Below are 19,419 nucleotides of genomic sequence, written 5' to 3' on the forward strand. Positions count from 1 at the left end.
AATTCGGTTAGTCTTAACACTCTATGATTTCTTATATTTTCCAAATGAAAAAAGATTCAAAGTATCTCTACTTTGAATCAATCTCTTTCATCACATTCGCTAAAACACCGTTAACAAACTTTCTAGAACGGTCATCGCTATATTTTTTTGCAAGCTCAATTGCTTCATCTAAAGCAACGGTATTGGGAACATCCCCAACATAAAGCATCTCAAAAATAGCCATACGCAAAATGATCAAATCCATCTTAGCAATACGCGTAATCGACCAGTTATTTCCTAAATGTCTTTTGATGATCTCGTCAAGTTCTGCTTTTCGATCGCAAACGCCGCCTACCAATAAGTCTAAGTAAGTTGGGATAAATTCTTCCCCGTCTTCACTAATGATTTCTTGATTATCTAACTCCAATGCATAAGAAATCGCATCTTGTTTTGTTAAGTCAACATTAAAATCTAAAGGAAACAACGCTTGAAGCGCCTTTTCACGAATCTCGTGACGAGTAAAACTTGGCTTACTCATTTTCTCCCTCATCTTCTGGGAAAAATTCATCAAAATCTGGTTCTGGTAATTTTTCTGGAACTACAGCTACTACATGAATATTGACTTCAACTAAATCGATATCTGTCATAAACAACACTTGTTGTTTCACACGGTCTTGCATCTCTAAAGCTACTTTAGGTACTGAAATACCATAATTTAAGTAACAGTAAATATCAACTTTTAGCCCTTCTTCTTCTCTTAAATAAACACCTTTACCGTGAGCAGCACGGCCAAGAAATTCTGTTACATTATTAGCAAATGTTCCACGCATACCATAGACACCATCTATTTTAGACGCTGCAATACCAATAATGACTTCAATTACTTCTGGTGCGATAACGATCTCACCTAAAGAATCTTTTGTATTGATTACTAGATTTTTTTCTTCAGTCATTTTAATCCTCCTTATAATAAAAGCGTAGCAGGCTCGTCCTGTCTCGACAGAAAAATAGGAAGAACTGACTGAGGCTCTTTTTGTCTCATTCAGTTTTTATCTTTTTTCCGAGAGACAATCCTGCGAAGCTAGATAATACATAGTAACAACGTTCCGCTTCTCTACATCTTGTACTTTTCAATATCAGTTCATTTCACTCACTGTGTTTCAAAGAAAAAGCGCAGCAGACTCATCCTGTCTCGACAGGAAAATAGGAATATCAAGAGAACGCCGTTTTTCGTCACAATTCATTTACCTATCTATGTTTTCATTCTTCCTTAGTTTATCATTAATCCATTCGTTTCGCTACCAAAAAAACTATGAGAAAATGAGTCGAAAATATTTTTATAGTATTATCAATTCTTTAGGTGAGTGTGTCAAAACTCGGTTACCTTCTTTCGTAATCAATAGATCATCCTCGATCCTAACACCACCAAGACCAGGTAAATAGATTCCTGGTTCATCCGTGATCACATTTCCAGCAACAAATTGTTTATCCGCTCTAAAGGAAACATTTGGTCCTTCATGAATCTCTAAACCAATCCCATGACCTGTACTATGTCCAAATGCTTCGCCGTATCCGTAAGAAGCAATATGATCACGAGCAATCGCATCCAGTTGAATACCAGTTAAGCCTGGTCTTGCTTCGTCTAATACCTTTAATTGTGCTTCTAAAACGATTTGATAAATGTCTTTCAGTTTACTATCTGGCTCGCCAATCGCAAATGTCCGGGTCATATCTGAAACGTATCCTTCATAATAACACCCAAAATCCAACGTGATCAGATCACCTTTTTCAATAACTTTTTCACTAGCAACACCGTGTGGCATCGCAGAGCGAACACCACTTGCTACGATTGTTTCAAAAGATACACCACTTGCGCCTAAAGAACGCATAAAAAAATCTAATTGATTGGCAATTTCGATTTCTGTCATACCAGGTTTAATGACTGTCAAAATATGCTTAAACCCAAGATCAGCAATACTACAGGCTTTTTCAATGATCGCAATTTCTTCTTCATCTTTAACTTCACGTAATTCTTCGATCAGACCTGCCACTGGAATTAGATCACAAGGCATGAGTTCTTCTAACAAACTATATTCCGCAAAACTGACAAACGTCTCTTCAAAAGCTATATTGGTCAACTGTTCTTTTTCTGCAATTGCTACAACTTCATCATAAATCAGTCCGGAATTTTGAATAATTTCAAACCCGTATGCTTGCTCTCCTGCTTGCTCTGTGTAACGAAAATCAGTGACAAAAAAGGCTTTGTCTAAGGTAATCACTGCGAGTCCAGTTGTTCCTGTAAAATTTGTCAAATAACGTAAATTGTACGGACTTGTAACCAAAAATCCTGAAAGATCATTTCTTTTCATTAATTCTCTTAATTTATTGACTCTTATCATCATTTTTTATCCTTCTTTCCTAATCAGTTCTTCTCTATTATAACAAATAATGATTTTTAAAAACACCGCAGACCTACAACCACTAAATTATTCTAAAGTTTCTATACTACAAGTTATATTTTATCACTTTTTAATTTTTTTTCGTTATAGTAAAGTTTGAAAGTGAGGTTAGTAATGAAAAAGCGATACTTTATCTATTTATTTCTATTAGCTATTGTCGGCATGACTCTTTATGCTTTTTTTATAGAACCGAAAAAAATTGTCACACATAATTACTCAGTAGGAACAAATAAAGGTCAAAAACCAGTCAAAATCGTACAACTTTCAGATATTCATATCCAAGAAAAATATCCTGTAGCACAATTAGAAAAAATCGTCACAACAGTCAATAAAGAAAAACCAGATATTATTTTATTTACAGGTGATTTATTTGATAACTACGCAAAATATGGACCAACTGAAGAAGTAGTTACAGCTTTGAGTCGATTAACAGCTCCTTTAGGAAAATACGCTGTTTGGGGCAATCATGATTACGGGGGTGGAGCGGCTCGTGTTTATCCTGAAATTTTGGCAGCTGCCGACTTTCAATTACTGGAAAATTCTGGCGTTAACATTCCACTAACTAATGGAAAATCTGTCTATATCGGCGGTTTAGATGATTCATTATTAGGTACTTCTTCAATCAATGACACATTGATTGATCGACAAAGTGACTACACTATTTTATTAAGCCACGAACCGGACAAGGCGGATGAAGTACTTGATCACAATATCCAACTGATTTTATCAGGTCACAGCCATGGAGGCCAAATCAAACTCCCTTTTATTATAATTAAAAATAGAATGGCTGAAAACTATTTTGAAGGGTTTTATCATTTAGAAAATGGGCCAACTTTATATGTCAATACAGGCTTAGGTACAACAAAAATCCCAGCACGTTTTAGCGTTCCACCAGAAATTGCTGTTTTTGATCTTTATGTGTAAATTTTTTTAGAAAAATCGGGACAGACGCTCATTTTAAAAAAAATTGCTTCTAATCCTGCCTTTTATTCAAATTTAAAACCCGAAACAAAACGGATATTTAGTTTTGTTCCGGGTTCTTCCTGTTAGTTTATGATAAATTTATTCTAGCACTTTAACACGACCGCCAATTTTATCAGCGAATTTTTCTGCATAATTTTTAGTTGGAAAAATTCGAGCACGATTTTTATCTCTTGTACGTTGCCCATCTTTACCAATATACCCATGCAATACTTTTACAGCGTACATCATCATTCCTCCTTTCTTTTTCATGGATAGAAGCTTATAGAACCTATCTTCATCCATTGCTGATGATTAACTATAACCAAAAGAACTTAACTGAAACATAAAAAACTTCAAATAAATGATAAACACTCATTAAGAAAAAATGAAGGTTAATTAACGTTCATTAAGAATGTTTGTTGTACTGGAAAAAATAAAAAGAGTAGAAATCAATATCCTTTTAACTCCTTATATCGTAGTTTACAAAAGTAACAGAAGCTTTCTTTCATTACTAAACAATAATATCTTTTGTTTTTCTATCCATATGTATTCTAGCTGTCCAAGTTTCAAAAGTGACCAATACAGGCTCTAAGTGATTTAATTCTTTTTGATAACTTGACAATTGAGATTCAACTGTTTCAAGTGACTCAATTTGTTCGACTGTAAACTTCCCTTTTAATAGTAGACTTTCATGTTTAGTCACTTCATAGCAACAAATTGCCCCCTTTGGATTCTCCTGAATATTCTTAATCGTCTCACCGTTCCCATCTAAATAAAACTGCAATTTTAATAACCCTTCTCTCCACAATGATTCAGAAACAGCAATAACCGTTGGAAAATCACGTTTATCAATTGTTGAAATCAAGAATACGGTACTTGAATTTAATAACCAGATAATTCGCTCATGTATTTCCATTATTGAAGGCCTCCATTAATTAATATTTTACTAATTGTAACAATTTTACATTTGTTTTAAAACGCTAGTTCCTCTTTTAAATCGATTTTTTCTTAAAAAGGTAATGAGGCTAGAACATAACTCTTCGAGTCACATCCCAACCTCAAGGAATCCGAATAAACGGTTAGCTATTTTCTTTTAACCAACTACCTTGTCGGCTCATACTTAAAATCATTCTACAGATCGGACCAACAAGCAATAATTGCAGTGGCAATGCCATAATCAAATTTTTAGCAAAAGCATCCATGTAGTAATTCAAAAAATTTTCAGTAAAACCAAATTGCATGAGAACGCCATACATCGACATAAAAAAGACCATTCCTAAAACCATGCAGCTCGAAACCGCAATGATCAGCTGGATTTTCTTCTCTTTATTAATAGGCAAAGCAAAAGCGATTTTTTTAGCTGGAGATGAAACAATTAAGACGTCAAATAGAAACGCTACAATAAATCCTGGCACCAACCCGCCTAATAAATTGCTTACTGAAAATTGTCCGTGCAATAAAAGATTATAGGCACTCATTGAAATCACCATTAAAAAGCAGACAATCGTTGTGAAAAATATTCCTTCTTTTTTGTTTTGTGGCATACATACACTCCTCTTTTTTCGATAACAGAGTTTATGCTACCATAAAAAAAAAATTTTCGTAAGTTAAAATTATAAAAAGGTAGTATAAATAGATGTTGTTTCCAAAAAGCAAGTTTAAAAAAATTTCTTTCACTATATCAAACTGACAATACCTCTTTTATCCTATACATCTTTGTTCAGTTTGCTACTCAAAAAATACCTTATTCCATAAATTGTTAAAGTAGCCATCGAAAATAGCTTAATAACTATTGCTAGTTTAAAGAGTATACTTGGTTGATAACCTACAACAAGCCTATTCTGACCTTTCGGCACCTCAATAATCAAACTACCCATCTTCGAAACTTTATAATCAGACTTAGATATTTTTTTACCATTCAATTCTACAGTACTACGATTATAAATTATTATTGGAAGCAACGTACCATTCTTACCTTGTTTATTCTCCCAATTTAATCCAATCTGATTATCTGATGTAACCTTTTTAAGCACGTTATTTTCATTATGGATAATTTCTGCTGAGTATGTTCCATAAGTATCAAATTTCTCCTTGCTGTAGTTAGGTAAATAATCGGAAGTCGGTTTTACGGCAATTGAAAATCCTTTTCCAAGCTGGTTGCGTCCGCCGAAAGCTTGCCTTATCTTTTCAGGATCACTTTCAACTATCTCTGATGCTCCCTTATCTTTTATCGGTTGATTCGACTTCCAAACATCTGAACTTGAAGTCATCTGCAGATTAATATTATTACAGCTAAGAATTGCCATAGTGGCAAAGAAAATTAAAATCGGTCGTCTAATGGATTGAGTTTTTTTAGCATCGACCTCAAGTACTATTTGTAGTCTAATTGCCACCCTAACAATAACAAAATACATGCAACACAAGCGAATTTTTGTGGAAACTGCATACCTTGGATAAATGTAACTCTCGCTGCAATAGCATTCCAAGGAAGCAATTTTGAAGAAAGAAGTAAAAAGAAAATCCCCACAGAATTAATCATTTTTTCTAAATTTGTGAGTTGTCTCCAAAATACAAAAGTAGTTACTGATTGAGAAATAAAAAGAAAGGAAAATATCAATACAAAAGTTGCCCATCCTGGTGTACCCATTGAAAAAGAGGGACTGTTTGAAAACATATCTTGTACAGGATACGGTCCAATTAAAGTATCTCGGGACAAATCTATTATACTTCCAAATGTATTAGCTGAAAGTGCTACAGCAATCAATATTGCAAAAAGCGTCTCCTTTATCATAGATAATAGAAGGGAATCAATCCTAATACGGCTAACACTGTAGAAAACATGTGAACAGATATTAGTAAAGCAATTGGAACACCTAGTAATAATGGTTTAATCGGTCTCTCTTCATTTTGTACCCTACGAATTGCTGGAAGAAATGCCAGCGGTAAAAAGGCTGCGCCCCAACCAGAATAGTTTGTGACTAATGCATAATATGCAATAGTTGAAGTAGACATATAAAAAGTAGATGCTATTATGGAATATGAATTTTTGACCATTGCATATCTACACAATATATACATTGAAAAGCCACTGACAAAAAAACATAAGAAAGATGAAACGATTTGAAACTTAACCCAAGTTCCAAATAAAGTTAATATAATGGCTTGAACTATAGCAAAATCCATCCCATACATCGCATTTACTATTCTTCCTGACTGAGCAAAGCCATATAACGACTGGAAATAATCAAAATTTCCTGTAGTCATTTGCTGATTTAAATCAAAGAGACCAAGACAAAAGCGTTTAGCTCCGAGAAATAAGAGGGCATTCACGAAAATTGCTTGTCAAATTTTTGTGACCAAGTAGGTACTATTCTACATCAGCTCGTACCTCGCTGTGTTTCACAGCAATTTCAGCTTATTTCCGAAGCCTTCAAAACTTAGTGCTTTAGCACTTAGAATTGGATGTGATCGGAGTGAAGCATAGCAGCTGCTTTTTGCTCGCCGTTTATTCAGATTTAGAGCGTGAAACAAAACTGATCTTTCGTTTTGTCCCACGCTCCTCATACTAATTGATTTAATTCTTTGGATTTTCTTTACCAATATTCGTTGACAAAGAGCCGATTTAAATATCTGTGTACCTCAAATAAAAAACCCTATCCCTTACTACACAAGGAATAGAGCCGATCAGTTCAAAAATTATTGAGCCACTGGATAAACAGACACTTGTTTTTTGTCACGGCCTTTACGTTCGAAACGTACTACGCCATCTACTTTAGCAAATAAAGTATCATCTCCACCAATACCTACGTTAGCTCCTGGATAAATTTTAGTTCCGCGTTGACGGTACAAAATTGATCCACCAGTTACTGCTTGTCCATCAGCACTTTTAGCGCCTAGGCGTTTAGATTCTGAATCACGTCCGTTGGAAGTAGAACCTCCACCTTTTTTGTGGGCGAATAATTGTAAATTCATGTTTAATAACATCGTCTGCACCTCCTATTTTTCGTTTATGGTTTTGACTTGAATAAATTCAAGATTTTCTTGCTCAACTGCTTGTAAACCTAATAGAAGGTTTTCCAAGAGAATTTGGGCAATGTTGGTTTGTTCCTGATTGGCATTTGAAATCACTTCAACATAAAGGTAACCACCTTCATCTTCGTTAGTTTCGACAATCGGTTCGAAACCAGCTAGCGCATCAATACCATTGACCGTGCTAATCGCTAAAGCAGATACAGCTGCACAAACGATGTCACTGCCATAGGGACCTGATTCCGCATGCCCTGAGACTTCAAAAGAAACAATTTGACCTGAGTCATTTCGTTTAAAAGAACTTTTAATCATTGATAGGCCTTCTTTCCTATGCAACTTAAAAGAATTATGCGTTGATTGCGTTGATTACAACTTTTGTATATGGTTGACGGTGACCTTGTTTGCGGTGAGTGTGTTTTTTAGGTTTGTATTTGAAAGTCACGACTTTCTTTTGTTTGCCGTGTTTTTCTACAGTTCCTTCGACAGTTGCACCTGCGACAGTTGGAGCTCCTACTTTCGTAGATTCGCCACCCACTAAGATAACTTCGTCAAAAACAACTTTTTCGCCAGCTTCTACGTCTAATTTTTCAACGTAAATTGCTTGACCTACCTCAACTTTTACTTGTTTACCACCAGTTTTGATAATTGCGTACATGCTATACAGCACCTCCTTCTTCTAGACTTAGACTCGCCATCCCAAGTGATGACTATTGCCATACTCATAAAACTTGTTCTGCGCGGTTGTAGCTGTGGAGTCCACAATTACAACATTAACATTGTATCAAAGTAAAGAAACAGAGTCAATAAAAACTTAATCATTTAACTATATAAACCTCTTTTCGAAAAAAAATTGTGTTATTTCAAATTTATGATTGACTTTGTTTTCTATGTTCATTATAATAAACTCTGTTGCGTTAACAATTTGCGCCAATAGCTCAGCTGGATAGAGCACTCGCCTTCTAAGCGAGCGGTCGGGAGTTCGAATCTCTCTTGGCGTATTCTTTTAAACGTTTATACAAAAAAAACACTGACCATTAACTGGTCAGTGTTTTTTTATTGATCTTAATTTTTATTTATCTTATGAAAGTTCTACTTTTCCAGTATATAATTGATGATAGATTCCTTTTTCTTCAAGTAGAGCCTCATGACTGCCTCGTTCGATAATGCGTCCATGATCCATCACCATAATCGCATCAGAATTTTGAATCGTCGATAAACGGTGAGCAATCACAAAAACTGTCCTACCTCTCATCAAACGATCCATTCCAGCTTGCACATATTTTTCTGTTCTTGTATCAATACTGGAAGTCGCTTCATCTAAAATCATTACTGGAGGATCAGCAATAGCAGCCCGAGCGATCGACAATAATTGACGTTGTCCTTGAGATAAACCTTCACCATCACCTGTAATCACTGTGTCATATTTATTCGGTAGGTTATTGATAAAATCCTCTGCATTTGCTAATTGAGCCGCATAAAGCACATCTTCATCTGATGCATTCAATTTTCCATAACGAATATTTTCACGAATCGTTCCTGTAAACAAATGAGTATCCTGTAATACAATTCCTAATGATCTTCTCAAAGAACTTTTTTTAATTTTCTTCACATTAATTCCATCATAACGAATTTTTCCTTCTTGAATATCGTAAAAACGATTGATCAAGTTTGTGATCGTTGTTTTCCCAGCACCTGTTGCTCCGACAAACGCAACTTTTTGACCTGGTTCTGCGTAAAGATTGATATCTTTTAGAACTCGATTTCTATCTGTATAACCAAAAGATACATCTTCAAAACGAACATCTCCAGTTAATTCCGTATAAGTCACTGTACCATCGTTGTGCGGGTGTCTCCATGCCCAAATACCTGTTCTAGTTTTACTTTCAACAAACGTATCTCCCTGTCGCTTCACATGAACTAAGGTCACGTACCCTTCATCTACTTCCTGTTTTTCATCAATCAAATTAAAGATTCGATCTGCTCCGGCTAAGGCCATAATGACAAAATTAATTTGCTGAGAAACCTGGCTAATTGGCATATTCAACGAACGACTTAATTGAAGAAAAGAAGCAATCATCCCGATAGTTAAACCCGAAATACCGTAAACGGAAAAAAGTCCTCCAATTACTGCTAAGAGTACATATTGGATATTTAACAAATTCATCATGATTGGCATTAAACTATTCGCATATTTATTAGCTTGAGTCGCACTTTGACGCAATTCTTCGTTGATTCCTTTGAATTGTCTAATTGTTTGCGGCTCGTGGTTAAATATTTTCACTACTTTTTGTCCATGCATCGTTTCTTCAATAAAACCATTTACACGCCCTAAATCCCGTTGTTGTTTCCCAAAATAACGGCTACTGCGCCCAGCAATCATTCGGATCGTAACAATCATTATAGAAACAGAGACCATCACAACTAGAGTCAGTGGAACACTGATTGTAAACATAGCGATAAACACGCTGACAAAACTGACTACAGCTGCAATCAGATTAGGAATACTTTGAGAAATCATCTGCCGCAGAGTGTCCGTATCATTCGTAAAATGACTCATGATATCCCCATCAGAATTTGAATCAAAGTAGCGAATCGGTAAGGTTTCTAGATGGGTAAACATTTCATCTCGAATCGTTTTTTGTGTTCCTTCACTAATACGAACCATAATAAGATTAAAGCCTAAATTTGAAATGATCCCAACGCCGTAAATCAGCGCCATCGTTGTAATTGCCTTTAATAGTCCAGAAAAATTAGGATTGCTTTTTCCAAGTAACGGGGTGATATAATCATCGATCACTACTTGTAAGAATAAAGAACCTCGGACATTAGCAAAGGTACTTAGTAAGATGAGAATCATTACTAGCACAAGACGAAACGTATATTTTTTAGCCATATATGAAAACAAACGCGTCAACGTTTTCAAAGAATCTTGACTTTTGCGAATTCCTTTTGTTTGTTCATCACGCATTCTCTTCACCAAATCCTTTCTCTTGAGACTCATAAACTTCTTGATAAATCTGATTATTAGCCAATAATTCATCATGGGTTCCGATAGCGTCGATCAACCCTTTATCCATCACAATAATACGATCAGAATCTTGAACAGAAGAAACGCGTTGTCCGATAATGAACGTCGTCGTTCCAGGAATTTCTTGCCGCATTCCTTCTCTAATCAGGCGATCTGTTTTTGTGTCTACAGCACTTGTTGAATCATCTAAAATTAAAATTTTAGGTTTCTTTAACAGGGCACGAGCAATACACAAACGTTGTTTTTGACCACCCGAAACATTATTTCCGCCTTGAGAAAGCATTGTGTCATATTTATCTGGAAACTCTTCAATAAAACTATTTGCCTGAGCAATTTTACACACTCTGATCAAATCCTCATCCGTCGCATCTTCATTTCCCCAGCGCAAATTCTCTTTGATCGTCCCTGTAAATAGTACATTGTTTTGTAAAACCATACTAACTTGATCACGCAATGATTTTAAATCATACTTGCGCACATCGTGTCCGCCAACTTCGACCGATCCTTGTGTCACATCATATAATCTTGGAATTAACTGAACTAACGTTGATTTTGAACTACCTGTTCCTCCGACGACCCCAATTACTTCTCCAGATTTAATTTCCATATCCGCGTGCATTAATGCCAATTTTTCGAGATCATTGGCATAGCTGAAACACGCATCTTTAAAGCGAACTGAGCCGTCTGGAATTTCATAAAGCGGATCGGCATTGTTTTTTAAATCACTTTCTTCTGATAAAACCTCTGTTATCCGCTCAGCAGAAGTCCGTGCAATAAGAACTATTACAAAAACCATTGATAACATATTCAAACTCATCAAAATTTGCATTGTATACGTAAACATGCTGACTAATTCACCAGTAGTCAATGTGCCACCGACCACAAATTTTGCCCCTAACCAAGATATCAGCAACATACAAGTATATACCGCAAACTGCAGAATAGGATTATTAAACGCAACGATACTTTGTGCTTTCGAGAATGTTTTGTAGATATCTTTAGAAACCGTTTTGAATTTCTCATCCTCATGGTCTTCTCTTACATATGACTTAACTACACGAATCCCTTGCAAATTTTCCTGTACAACATTATTTAATTTATCGTAAATACGAAAAACTTTATTGAAATTAGGATGAGCAAAATAAATCACTGCCGCTAAACCAATCATCAGAAATGGAACGACGCCTAAATAAATCAAAGACAGATCTTTATTGATACTAAACGCCATCGCTAGCGAAAAAATTAAAATCAATGGACTGCGCACTAAAATTCGAATCACCATTTGATAAGCATTTTGCACATTGGTCACGTCAGTTGTCATCCGTGTAATCAAACTTGAAGTGGAAAAGCGATCGATGTTTGAAAAAGAGAACCCTTGGATTCTGACAAATAATTGATCTCGTAAATTTTTTGCAAAACCAGCTGAGGCAACCGCGGCATAACGACCAGACATTGCACCGAAAAATAAAGCAATAATCGCGCAAATAAATAAAATTGCTCCATACATCAAAATGGCTTTCGTGTCACCTTTTTCAATACCATTATCAATCATCATGGCCATCACTAAAGGAATAATGATGTCTAAAATCACTTCACCAGTTACAAAAATCGGAGTTATAATACTTTCTTTTTTATATACGCCTATATTGGCGATGAGTTTTTTTATCACGTAATCAGCTCGCCTTCCTTATTTACTTTTTTGCTATTCTCAGATAGTTTATCCAACAATTTAAAAAAGATTGTCAACTCCTCTTCAGAAATCCCTTGAACGAGTAGTTCATCGAATTTATGTAGCTTAACAATATTTTCTTTAACTTTCTGTTGTCCTAATTTAGTTAAGACAATCGTTTTGAAGCGGTTATCTTTTTGACAACTTCTTCGCTCGATAAATAAGCGTTTTTCCATCGTTTGTAGCACACCTGTTGCAGTGGAACGCCGAATATCAAATTCTTGTTCTATATCTTTTTGATAGACTGGTACTTGTTGACCATTACGACGATGGATAAAATTGAGAATGCGCATTTGAATGCTTGATGAAGCTTCGCCATCTTCTTTCAAAATTTCTGCCGCCTTTCGGTTTAGTTCATTAGCTAAAATTCTAATTTTTAGACCGATTTTTTTATCCATGATTTACCTCCTTAGCCAATAGTTCGGTTCCTAACTATGTTACGATAAGAGAGGTATGAAGGTCAAGCATGTTTTGATTAACTCTTTTAATAAAATTATTTTACTTGATCATGGTAAAATAAATGAACGAGTGCTTTAGTCAAGATTCTTCCCCACTAATTGAACGCAATTAAAAAGTACTAAGCTAAAGTAACTGAAATAATTCTTACAATAAATAAAAGAAGGGAATTAATAATGACTAAAAAAGTAATCGAAAATGGACAACTCTATTTGAGAGAATTTACACTTGATGATTTTGATGATTTATGTTTAATTTTACAAGATAAAGAAACGATGTATGCCTATGAATCAGTATTTTCAGAAGAAAAAGTAAAAGATTGGCTAAATTGGAATTTGAAAAGCTATCAAGAAAACGGCTTTGGTTTGTGGGCAATTGTCGATCAAAAGAATAATAAATTTATTGGTCAATGCGGAATCGTCTATTCTGATGTTGAAGATGAATCCCTATTAGAAATAGGCTATTTAGTCAACAAGCGCTATTGGAATCAAGGCTATGCAAGTTCCGCCAGCCAACTATGCATGGCTTATGCTAAAGATAAATTAAAAGCTGAAAAAATTTGTTCAATCATTCGAGATACAAATCTGTCCTCTCGAAAAGTTGCAGAAAAAAATAGTATGACCATCATCAAACAATTTGATAAAGATTATTCTGGACGACCAGTCAGACATTTTGTTTATAGTCTTGATCTAAACTAACAATATTGGAGGGATCAAATGCCTTTTTTAAACGTTTCTGGTGCTACTATTTATTTTGAATCGAAAGGTCAAGGAAGTCATATTTTATTAATTCACGCTGGAATCGCTGATTCACGAATGTGGGATCATGAATTTCATTCTTTGGATCAGCAGTTTCAAGTCACTCGATTTGATCTTCCTGGCTTCGGTCAAAGTTCATTTACAGGTGGCTCATTTTCTTATACAATGATTATTAATGAGCTTTTAAATCATTTAAAAATCGAACAAACAGGGGTCTTCGCAGCCTCTTTTGGTGGAAAAATAGCATTAGATTTTGTACTTGAAAATCCTAAGCGCTGTTTACGTTTAGCATTAGAATCTTCCGCTATTGGAGAATGGGATTTTTCTGAAGAATTGCAACAATATGATGAAAAAGAGGAACAATTATTAGCACTAAATCAGTACGAACAAGCAGCCGATTTAAATTATCACACATGGGTTCTTAGAGACCGTGATCCCAAATATTTCGATTCTAACATAAAAAAGCTAATACTTGATATGCAAATGACAGCTTTTACTAAGTCAGAACCACGATCACCCATTAAAGAAATTCAAACAGCTCAGCCACTATCTACAAAATTAGATCAATTCACATGTCCAGTGTTGATTATTATTGGTGATCATGATGTTGATGATTTTCAAAAAATTTCTGCTTTTTTACATCAAAAAATTACTCATGCTGAAAAAGTAATTATTCCTAATGCTGCTCATTTAGCTAACTTAGAATGTCCAGAATTAGTTGAGCAACTGGTAACTGATTTTTTTCTACACTAAACAACTATTAATTATTCAACAAAGAAAGTAGTGGATATCTTGTTATTCTTAGATCACAGTCCAGATTTAAGTCCTATCGATTTAGAAATTTATAAATATATTGCGTCTCATCTAGATGAAGTGGTTTATATGCGAATTCGTGAGCTAGCCAAAGAAACCCACAGCAGCACTGCCAGTATTTTACGTTTTTGTCGAAAGTTTGATTGTGAAGGTTTTTCTGAATTTAAAATCAAATTGAATTTATATCGAAAATCATTGACTGAACCTGTCACCACACATGCCGTGGATGAAACATCTTTTACTAATTTTATCCAGCGCTCTACTGAAGCTTTTTATCAAGAACGGATTCAGGCTGCAGCAAAATTATTGTCCGAAAAAGATCTTGTATTGTTTATCGGAACCGGCTCATCAAATATTATTGCTGAATATGGTGCACTGTATTTTTCTTCTATTTTTAGTATGGCGTTTCATATCGAAGACCCAATCAATCATCCAGTCAATTTTTTCAATAAAGCGATGGCAAAAAATGTGTGCGTGATTGCTCTTTCTGTTAGTGGTGAAAATGAGGCCATCATCAATTATCTAAATCATTTTATTACAAATGATAGTTCGATTATTTCGATTACTAATAGTGAAAAATCACCGATTGCAGCTCTTTCTGATGTAAATATCCCTTATTATATTTCAACAGAAAGAATTGGGGATAGTGATATTACGTCTCAGGTGCCTGCACTTTATACAGTAGAATATTTAGCGAAGGAAGTGCAAAAACAAAAGCAAGTCAACTTATAAAAACGAGTTGTCTTGCTTCTTCTCTTATTTAAAGAAAGCTGGTAAATATTGTTTATGTGCTTCCAATAATTCATCCATCAATTCTTTAGCAACATCACCACTTGTAATCAGTGGATTCATTGTAAAGGCTTGTAATAATGTGCCATAATCACCTGTAACAGCCGCTTCGATTGTTAACTCTTCCATTGATTTCATCACTTGTAATAAACCGCGTTCTTGCGGTTTAAAGCTACCAAAGTTATAAGGAACTGGACCTTTTGCAGTAATTGTACAGGTTACTTCTACTGCACTTTCAGCTGGTAGATCTGTGATTGTACCATTGTTTCGAGTGCTGACAGTCATCGTCGTGCGTTTATCATTATGGATAGAATTGATGATTTCACAGGCTGCATCACTGTAACGAGCACCGCCACGTTCTGCTAATTGTTTTGGTTTATAGTCTAAATTAGGATCTTTGTATAGTTCAAATAATTCATGTTCAATCTCTTTGACTTTTTCAGCACGTGTGCCATTGTTTTCGAAGTCTTCTAATTCTTCGGCTAACATTTTATCTGTGTAATAGTAATAATTATGATATGGACAAGGAACCATGTGTAGATTTTCAACTTGTTCCCAGATCAAATTGTTGTCTTTAATGTTAGCAACAATTGATTTGGCATCGTCTTGACCATACATTACTTTGATTAATTCATCAGTACGGTCTTTTCCGTTTTTATCTGTAATTGTATGCCAGTGTAAATGATTGATTCCTGCAAACTGGAAGAAGAGATCACGATTGTTTTCACCTAATAATTCTGCTTCTTCAAACACTGCGTTGACTGGGATATTACATAGACCAACCACTTTATCCCAATTACCATAGCGTAAAACAGCTTCTGTTACCATACCTGCTGGGTTAGTAAAGTTGATCAACCAAGCATTTGGACAAAGTTCTTTCATATCTTCTACAATATCTAAAATGACTGGAACCGTTCGCAACGCTTTGAAAATTCCACCGGCTCCATTGGTTTCTTGACCAATCAAGCCATGACTTAACGGGATACGTTCATCTAAAATACGGGCATCTAAAAGTCCCACACGTAATTGTGTTGTAACGAAATCAGCATCTTTCAATGCTTCACGACGATCCAACGTTAAATGTACTTCACAGTCAACACCTGCCGCTTTAACCATACGTTTCGCCATTGCGCCCACGATTTCTAGTTTTTCTTTTCCTGCTTCAATATCAACTAGCCACAACTCACGTACAGGCAATTCATCGTATCGTTTAATAAATCCTTCAACTAATTCTGGTGTGTAACTTGATCCTCCACCGATCGTAACGATTTTAATTCCTTTTGACATCTCGTTCAGCTCCTTAAGCGTTTTATCTGATTTTAGTATAGCCTTTTACCGAGAGAGAATATATAGAAAAGAAGAAAGTGGTTACAGACGAAAGAAGATGTAACCTGTGACATTCGAGTAACAACATGTTACAAAAAAAGAGAATAAACAAGGATGCCTCCTATTTACTCTCTTTTGGGTTTAATCAATCATCATACTCATCAAACGGACATCTAAGAAGTCCCCATCATCCGTTTTCGCACCTCGAGGCATGATTGCTTCTGTCGTAAAACCAATTTTTTCATAAACATGGACTGCACGTTGATTTCGATGTTGAACAGTTAATTCCAAGCGACGAATCACTTCACTTTCTTGCGCCCATGAAATTAGTTCTTCCATCATTAAACTCCCTAAACCAAAGCCCCAATAATCCTTTAAAATACTGATCCCGATTTCACCAATATGTTCAATACGCCTTTTCGATGATGCTTTTACAGAAGCCGTTCCTATAACTTTTCCATCAGCCAAAGCAACCATCAATACGTTATTTGGCGATTCATAAAGATTTGCTAAATTCTCACTCATCTCATCAGTCGTCATTTCCATACCTTTTTCATCCATTACTAAATAAGGTGTTTCACTGCCAGCCATTTTTAACGCATGTAAAATCTCTGCTGCATCATCTGGAATTGCCTCCCGAATCGTAAATTCAACCTCTGTCATACACGTTCCTCCATTTTTTTCTGAATACGAGCCAAATACTTTTCTGCCTGTGTTCCAATTGTTTGAATCGAAACCACTCTTTTTTCCATATCTTCAGAATCTTTTGCAATCGTAATCTCTAAATAATCTGTCGGTAAAAATTCACCCAATAATTTTCCCCACTCAACGACGGATAATCCATCACCTTCAAAGTATTCATCTAATCCAAGATCATCCGCACCATTTTCAATGCGGTATACATCCATATGATACAACGGCAAGCGTCCTTGCTGATACTCACGAATAATCGTATAAGTGGGGCTTTTGATCATTTGATCGATTCCTAAACCTAAGGCAATTCCTTTCGTCATCGTGGTTTTTCCAGCGCCTAACTCTCCAGAAAGAATGATGTTATCTCCAGGAACAGCGACTAACCCGATAATTTTTGCTAGTGATTCCATTTCTTTGGCATTATTGATTGTGATATTCATTTTTTCACCTACTTAAATTTTCCATATTTCTATGTAGTGTAGTATACCGAATTATTGAAAAAAAAACTAGGGAGTCAAAGCAAAACGCTAAACGCTTTGGTCAGATTCCCTAGTAACTTTTTATTAGCTCATTAATGTTTGAGCCGCTGTAATAATTGATAATTTGTAAATATCTTCTTCGTTTGCTCCACGAGATAAATCAGAAACTGGTTTGTTCAATCCTTGCAAGATTGGACCAATCGCTTCAAAGTTACCTAAACGTTGTGCAATCTTGTAGCCAATATTTCCTGATTGTAGTTCTGGGAAAACAAAGACTGTGGCTTGTCCAGCTACAGATGAATTTGGTGCTTTTAATTGTGCAACTGATGCAACGTACGAAGCATCAAATTGTAATTCACCATCGATCTCAAGTTCAGGCGCTAAACTTTTAGCAATTTTTGTTGCCTCAACAACTTTATCGACTTCAGGTGCTTTAGCAGACCCCTTTGTTGAAAAGCTCATCATTGCTACTTTTGGCTCGATATCGAATAATTCAGCTGTTTTTGCACTATCAACTGCAATCTCAGCTAACTCTTGTGCGGTTGGATTCACGTTGATTGCACAATCCGCAAAGATATATTTTTCTTGGTCACGACCACGAACCATGATCATTGCACCACTCGTACGGCTTACGCCTGGTTTTGTTTTGATGATTTGTAAAGCTGGACGAACAGTGTCGCCAGTTGAGTGGATTGCACCACTAACCATACCATCAGCAAGACCCATGTAAGTAAGCATAGTGCCAAAGTAATTTACATCTTTTAAAATTTTACGTGCATCTTCATCTGTGACTTTTCCATTACGGCGTTCAACAAACGCTGTGACCATTTCTTCCCATCCGTCATAATTGTCAGGATCGATAATTGTAAAGCTAGATGTTTTGATTCCGCGAGCGTGGGCTGCTTCTACAATTTTTTCTTGTTTTCCAATCAAGATTGGTTCCATTAATTCTTCTGCTTTCAAACGGGCAGCGGCTCCTAAAATACGAGGATCTGTTGCTTCAGGGAAAACAATTTTGATGTTACGGCGAATGACTTTAAATTTTAAGCTATCGAATAATTCCACGATATACCCTCCAACTGATTATTTATACTATCTAATCATACACTATTTTCTAAGAAAATAACAGTTATTTCTAGCTGTATTAGTGTAAAAAATGTTGATTTTGATATTATTTTCACAAACTAAGGAAACTGCACTATAACAGACTGCTCTGTTTCAGGAAACTGTATCAGGTAATTGCCAATTGATCGGCGCCTCTCCCAATTGTTCCAAAGTTCGGTTGGCTTTTGAAAATGGTTTCGACCCGAAAAAACCGCGATGAGCAGCTAATGGACTTGGATGGGGTGAACTGATAATAATATGTTTGTTCGTATCAATCATTTTAATTTTTTCCTGTGCTGGTTTGCCCCATAATATAAATACAATTGGCTTATCGCGCTCATTTAATTTTTGAATAATTGCATCCGTCAATATTTCCCACCCTTGATTTCGATGTGAATACGCTTGCCCATTACGAACGGTTAAAACAGTGTTTAATAAAAGGACACCTTGTTTTGCCCAACTTTCTAAAAAGCCATGAGAAACAGGCGGGTACCCCAAATCTTCTTGTAATTCTTTATAGATATTCATCAAAGATGGCGGCGTTTTAACCCCAGGTTGCACAGAAAAACTTAGTCCATGTGCCTGATTTGGTCCATGATAAGGATCTTGCCCTAATATCACAACTTTTACTTCTTCATATGGCGTTAATTCTAACGCAGAATAAATATGATACATATCAGGGTAAATGGTTTGCTGGCTATACTCTTCCTTTAAAAAATCTCGTAAATGTAGATAATATTCCTTTGTAAATTCTTCCTCTAAAATTTCTTGCCAACTATTATGAATGATTTCTTTCATTAGTATCCTCCCTATA

General features: G+C 35.6%; 24 protein-coding genes, 1 tRNA gene and 1 other annotated feature. Of the genes, 5 read left to right on the top strand and 20 right to left on the bottom strand.

Features of this window, described 5'->3' with window-relative positions; translation table 11 throughout:
• Nucleotides 1-67: 67 nt before the first annotated feature.
• The 3 genes from nusB to AC4BBR_RS13350 all read right to left on the bottom strand — a co-directional run bounded on the left by nusB (nucleotide 68) and on the right by AC4BBR_RS13350 (nucleotide 2,381).
• The gene (gene nusB / locus AC4BBR_RS13340) at nucleotides 68-517 is read right to left on the bottom strand and encodes a transcription antitermination factor NusB (protein ID WP_069646251.1); all 450 of its coding nucleotides are present in this window, start codon (nucleotides 515-517) and stop codon (nucleotides 68-70) included.
• A complete protein-coding gene (locus AC4BBR_RS13345; RefSeq protein WP_490459997.1) occupies nucleotides 510-932 on the bottom strand; it encodes an Asp23/Gls24 family envelope stress response protein in 423 nt (140 codons plus the stop codon). Before AC4BBR_RS13345 ends, nusB begins: the two co-directional genes overlap by 8 nt.
• Before the next feature lie 384 nt (nucleotides 933-1,316).
• Entirely contained in the window at nucleotides 1,317-2,381 is a 1,065-nt protein-coding gene (locus AC4BBR_RS13350) for a M24 family metallopeptidase (protein WP_490459998.1), read from the bottom strand.
• A gap of 171 nt (nucleotides 2,382-2,552) precedes the next feature.
• On the opposite strand from AC4BBR_RS13350, the gene AC4BBR_RS13355 reads away from it, so the two are divergent.
• Nucleotides 2,553-3,362, top strand: coding sequence for a metallophosphoesterase (locus AC4BBR_RS13355; protein ID WP_490459999.1), 810 nt, complete (start codon nucleotides 2,553-2,555; stop codon nucleotides 3,360-3,362).
• A gap of 138 nt (nucleotides 3,363-3,500) precedes the next feature.
• Here AC4BBR_RS13355 and AC4BBR_RS13360 read toward each other — a convergent pair whose 3' ends face one another.
• From AC4BBR_RS13360 to rplU, 9 genes are all read right to left on the bottom strand, one after another.
• A complete protein-coding gene (locus tag AC4BBR_RS13360) occupies nucleotides 3,501-3,647 on the bottom strand; it encodes a hypothetical protein (RefSeq protein ID WP_490460000.1) in 147 nt (48 codons plus the stop codon).
• Nucleotides 3,648-3,912: 265 nt separating this feature from the next.
• Nucleotides 3,913-4,317, bottom strand: coding sequence for a pyridoxamine 5'-phosphate oxidase family protein (locus tag AC4BBR_RS13365; protein WP_490460001.1), 405 nt, complete (start codon nucleotides 4,315-4,317; stop codon nucleotides 3,913-3,915).
• Nucleotides 4,318-4,480: 163 nt separating this feature from the next.
• Complete coding sequence (locus AC4BBR_RS13370; protein WP_490460002.1) at nucleotides 4,481-4,945, bottom strand: DUF2798 domain-containing protein; 465 nt, start codon at nucleotides 4,943-4,945, stop codon at nucleotides 4,481-4,483.
• 162 nt (nucleotides 4,946-5,107) lie between these two features.
• Nucleotides 5,108-5,794 carry a hypothetical protein gene (locus tag AC4BBR_RS13375; RefSeq protein ID WP_490460003.1) on the bottom strand — a complete coding sequence of 229 codons (687 nt, stop codon included), beginning with the start codon at nucleotides 5,792-5,794 and terminating at the stop codon, nucleotides 5,108-5,110.
• The gene (locus AC4BBR_RS13380; RefSeq protein WP_490460004.1) at nucleotides 5,773-6,165 is read right to left on the bottom strand and encodes a hypothetical protein; all 393 of its coding nucleotides are present in this window, start codon (nucleotides 6,163-6,165) and stop codon (nucleotides 5,773-5,775) included. Before AC4BBR_RS13380 ends, AC4BBR_RS13375 begins: the two co-directional genes overlap by 22 nt.
• A gap of 23 nt (nucleotides 6,166-6,188) precedes the next feature.
• Nucleotides 6,189-6,665 carry a hypothetical protein gene (locus tag AC4BBR_RS13385; protein WP_490460005.1) on the bottom strand — a complete coding sequence of 159 codons (477 nt, stop codon included), beginning with the start codon at nucleotides 6,663-6,665 and terminating at the stop codon, nucleotides 6,189-6,191.
• Between the two features lie 432 nt (nucleotides 6,666-7,097).
• Nucleotides 7,098-7,385 carry a 50S ribosomal protein L27 gene (gene rpmA, locus AC4BBR_RS13390; RefSeq protein ID WP_490460006.1) on the bottom strand — a complete coding sequence of 96 codons (288 nt, stop codon included), beginning with the start codon at nucleotides 7,383-7,385 and terminating at the stop codon, nucleotides 7,098-7,100.
• 12 nt (nucleotides 7,386-7,397) lie between these two features.
• The gene (locus AC4BBR_RS13395) at nucleotides 7,398-7,742 is read right to left on the bottom strand and encodes a ribosomal-processing cysteine protease Prp (RefSeq protein WP_490460007.1); all 345 of its coding nucleotides are present in this window, start codon (nucleotides 7,740-7,742) and stop codon (nucleotides 7,398-7,400) included.
• A 34-nt stretch (nucleotides 7,743-7,776) separates the two neighbouring features.
• A complete protein-coding gene (gene rplU / locus AC4BBR_RS13400) occupies nucleotides 7,777-8,085 on the bottom strand; it encodes a 50S ribosomal protein L21 (RefSeq protein ID WP_010762829.1) in 309 nt (102 codons plus the stop codon).
• Nucleotides 8,086-8,104: 19 nt separating this feature from the next.
• Nucleotides 8,105-8,183, bottom strand: a sequence feature (ribosomal protein L21 leader region).
• Between the two features lie 171 nt (nucleotides 8,184-8,354).
• Here rplU and AC4BBR_RS13405 point away from each other — a divergent pair.
• Nucleotides 8,355-8,428 (top strand) — tRNA-Arg (locus AC4BBR_RS13405).
• 80 nt (nucleotides 8,429-8,508) lie between these two features.
• Here AC4BBR_RS13405 and AC4BBR_RS13410 read toward each other — a convergent pair.
• From AC4BBR_RS13410 to AC4BBR_RS13420, 3 genes are read right to left on the bottom strand one after another with little or no spacing between them, the layout of a single operon-like run.
• Nucleotides 8,509-10,398, bottom strand: coding sequence for an ABC transporter ATP-binding protein (locus AC4BBR_RS13410; protein WP_490460008.1), 1,890 nt, complete (start codon nucleotides 10,396-10,398; stop codon nucleotides 8,509-8,511).
• Nucleotides 10,391-12,127 carry an ABC transporter ATP-binding protein gene (locus tag AC4BBR_RS13415; RefSeq protein ID WP_490460009.1) on the bottom strand — a complete coding sequence of 579 codons (1,737 nt, stop codon included), beginning with the start codon at nucleotides 12,125-12,127 and terminating at the stop codon, nucleotides 10,391-10,393. The genes AC4BBR_RS13410 and AC4BBR_RS13415 overlap by 8 nt, the downstream gene beginning before the upstream one ends.
• Nucleotides 12,124-12,585, bottom strand: coding sequence for a MarR family winged helix-turn-helix transcriptional regulator (locus tag AC4BBR_RS13420; RefSeq protein ID WP_490460010.1), 462 nt, complete (start codon nucleotides 12,583-12,585; stop codon nucleotides 12,124-12,126). Before AC4BBR_RS13420 ends, AC4BBR_RS13415 begins: the two co-directional genes overlap by 4 nt.
• A 234-nt stretch (nucleotides 12,586-12,819) precedes the next feature.
• Here AC4BBR_RS13420 and AC4BBR_RS13425 point away from each other — a divergent pair, with 234 nt between their 5' ends.
• From AC4BBR_RS13425 to AC4BBR_RS13435, 3 genes are read left to right on the top strand one after another with little or no spacing between them, the layout of a single operon-like run.
• Nucleotides 12,820-13,341: a GNAT family N-acetyltransferase gene (locus AC4BBR_RS13425; RefSeq protein WP_490460011.1), complete on the top strand. Its 522-nt coding sequence runs from the start codon at nucleotides 12,820-12,822 to the stop codon at nucleotides 13,339-13,341.
• An 18-nt stretch (nucleotides 13,342-13,359) separates the two neighbouring features.
• On the top strand, nucleotides 13,360-14,154 hold the full coding sequence (locus tag AC4BBR_RS13430; protein ID WP_490460012.1) for an alpha/beta fold hydrolase: 795 nt from the start codon (nucleotides 13,360-13,362) through the stop codon (nucleotides 14,152-14,154).
• A 39-nt stretch (nucleotides 14,155-14,193) separates the two neighbouring features.
• Complete coding sequence (locus AC4BBR_RS13435) at nucleotides 14,194-14,946, top strand: MurR/RpiR family transcriptional regulator (protein WP_490462126.1); 753 nt, start codon at nucleotides 14,194-14,196, stop codon at nucleotides 14,944-14,946.
• 24 nt (nucleotides 14,947-14,970) lie between these two features.
• On the opposite strand, the gene AC4BBR_RS13440 is transcribed toward AC4BBR_RS13435, so the two are convergent.
• From AC4BBR_RS13440 to AC4BBR_RS13460, 5 genes are all read right to left on the bottom strand, one after another.
• Nucleotides 14,971-16,290 carry a 6-phospho-beta-glucosidase gene (locus AC4BBR_RS13440; RefSeq protein ID WP_490460013.1) on the bottom strand — a complete coding sequence of 440 codons (1,320 nt, stop codon included), beginning with the start codon at nucleotides 16,288-16,290 and terminating at the stop codon, nucleotides 14,971-14,973.
• A gap of 180 nt (nucleotides 16,291-16,470) precedes the next feature.
• Nucleotides 16,471-16,992 carry a GNAT family N-acetyltransferase gene (locus AC4BBR_RS13445; protein WP_490460014.1) on the bottom strand — a complete coding sequence of 174 codons (522 nt, stop codon included), beginning with the start codon at nucleotides 16,990-16,992 and terminating at the stop codon, nucleotides 16,471-16,473.
• Complete coding sequence (gene tsaE / locus AC4BBR_RS13450; RefSeq protein ID WP_490460015.1) at nucleotides 16,989-17,462, bottom strand: tRNA (adenosine(37)-N6)-threonylcarbamoyltransferase complex ATPase subunit type 1 TsaE; 474 nt, start codon at nucleotides 17,460-17,462, stop codon at nucleotides 16,989-16,991. The genes AC4BBR_RS13445 and tsaE overlap by 4 nt, the downstream gene beginning before the upstream one ends.
• A 123-nt stretch (nucleotides 17,463-17,585) precedes the next feature.
• Nucleotides 17,586-18,566 carry a phosphate acetyltransferase gene (gene pta, locus AC4BBR_RS13455; protein WP_490460016.1) on the bottom strand — a complete coding sequence of 327 codons (981 nt, stop codon included), beginning with the start codon at nucleotides 18,564-18,566 and terminating at the stop codon, nucleotides 17,586-17,588.
• A 153-nt stretch (nucleotides 18,567-18,719) separates the two neighbouring features.
• Nucleotides 18,720-19,403, bottom strand: a complete 684-nt coding sequence (locus tag AC4BBR_RS13460; protein WP_490460017.1) for a uracil-DNA glycosylase — start codon at nucleotides 19,401-19,403, stop codon at nucleotides 18,720-18,722.
• Between the last annotated feature and the right edge of the window lie 16 nt (nucleotides 19,404-19,419).

The organism is Enterococcus sp. AMC1251 (assembly GCF_058216535.1).

Excerpts from the sequence above, each read along its gene's own strand:
- AC4BBR_RS13460 (WP_490460017.1), bottom strand. The coding sequence starts at position 19,403 with ATGAAAGAAATCATTCATAATAGTTGGCAAGAAATTTTAGAGGAAGAA.
- nusB (WP_069646251.1), bottom strand. The coding sequence starts at position 517 with ATGAGTAAGCCAAGTTTTACTCGTCACGAGATTCGTGAAAAGGCGCTT.
- tsaE (WP_490460015.1), bottom strand. The coding sequence starts at position 17,462 with ATGAATATCACAATCAATAATGCCAAAGAAATGGAATCACTAGCAAAA.
- AC4BBR_RS13350 (WP_490459998.1), bottom strand. The coding sequence starts at position 2,381 with ATGATGATAAGAGTCAATAAATTAAGAGAATTAATGAAAAGAAATGAT.
- AC4BBR_RS13360 (WP_490460000.1), bottom strand. The coding sequence starts at position 3,647 with ATGTACGCTGTAAAAGTATTGCATGGGTATATTGGTAAAGATGGGCAA.
- AC4BBR_RS13425 (WP_490460011.1), top strand. The coding sequence starts at position 12,820 with ATGACTAAAAAAGTAATCGAAAATGGACAACTCTATTTGAGAGAATTT.
- AC4BBR_RS13385 (WP_490460005.1), bottom strand. The coding sequence starts at position 6,665 with ATGACTACAGGAAATTTTGATTATTTCCAGTCGTTATATGGCTTTGCT.
- AC4BBR_RS13355 (WP_490459999.1), top strand. The coding sequence starts at position 2,553 with ATGAAAAAGCGATACTTTATCTATTTATTTCTATTAGCTATTGTCGGC.
- AC4BBR_RS13430 (WP_490460012.1), top strand. The coding sequence starts at position 13,360 with ATGCCTTTTTTAAACGTTTCTGGTGCTACTATTTATTTTGAATCGAAA.
- AC4BBR_RS13420 (WP_490460010.1), bottom strand. The coding sequence starts at position 12,585 with ATGGATAAAAAAATCGGTCTAAAAATTAGAATTTTAGCTAATGAACTA.
- AC4BBR_RS13345 (WP_490459997.1), bottom strand. The coding sequence starts at position 932 with ATGACTGAAGAAAAAAATCTAGTAATCAATACAAAAGATTCTTTAGGT.
- rpmA (WP_490460006.1), bottom strand. The coding sequence starts at position 7,385 with ATGTTATTAAACATGAATTTACAATTATTCGCCCACAAAAAAGGTGGA.
- AC4BBR_RS13395 (WP_490460007.1), bottom strand. The coding sequence starts at position 7,742 with ATGATTAAAAGTTCTTTTAAACGAAATGACTCAGGTCAAATTGTTTCT.
- AC4BBR_RS13445 (WP_490460014.1), bottom strand. The coding sequence starts at position 16,992 with ATGACAGAGGTTGAATTTACGATTCGGGAGGCAATTCCAGATGATGCA.
- AC4BBR_RS13440 (WP_490460013.1), bottom strand. The coding sequence starts at position 16,290 with ATGTCAAAAGGAATTAAAATCGTTACGATCGGTGGAGGATCAAGTTAC.
- rplU (WP_010762829.1), bottom strand. The coding sequence starts at position 8,085 with ATGTACGCAATTATCAAAACTGGTGGTAAACAAGTAAAAGTTGAGGTA.
- AC4BBR_RS13410 (WP_490460008.1), bottom strand. The coding sequence starts at position 10,398 with ATGCGTGATGAACAAACAAAAGGAATTCGCAAAAGTCAAGATTCTTTG.
- AC4BBR_RS13365 (WP_490460001.1), bottom strand. The coding sequence starts at position 4,317 with ATGGAAATACATGAGCGAATTATCTGGTTATTAAATTCAAGTACCGTA.
- AC4BBR_RS13370 (WP_490460002.1), bottom strand. The coding sequence starts at position 4,945 with ATGCCACAAAACAAAAAAGAAGGAATATTTTTCACAACGATTGTCTGC.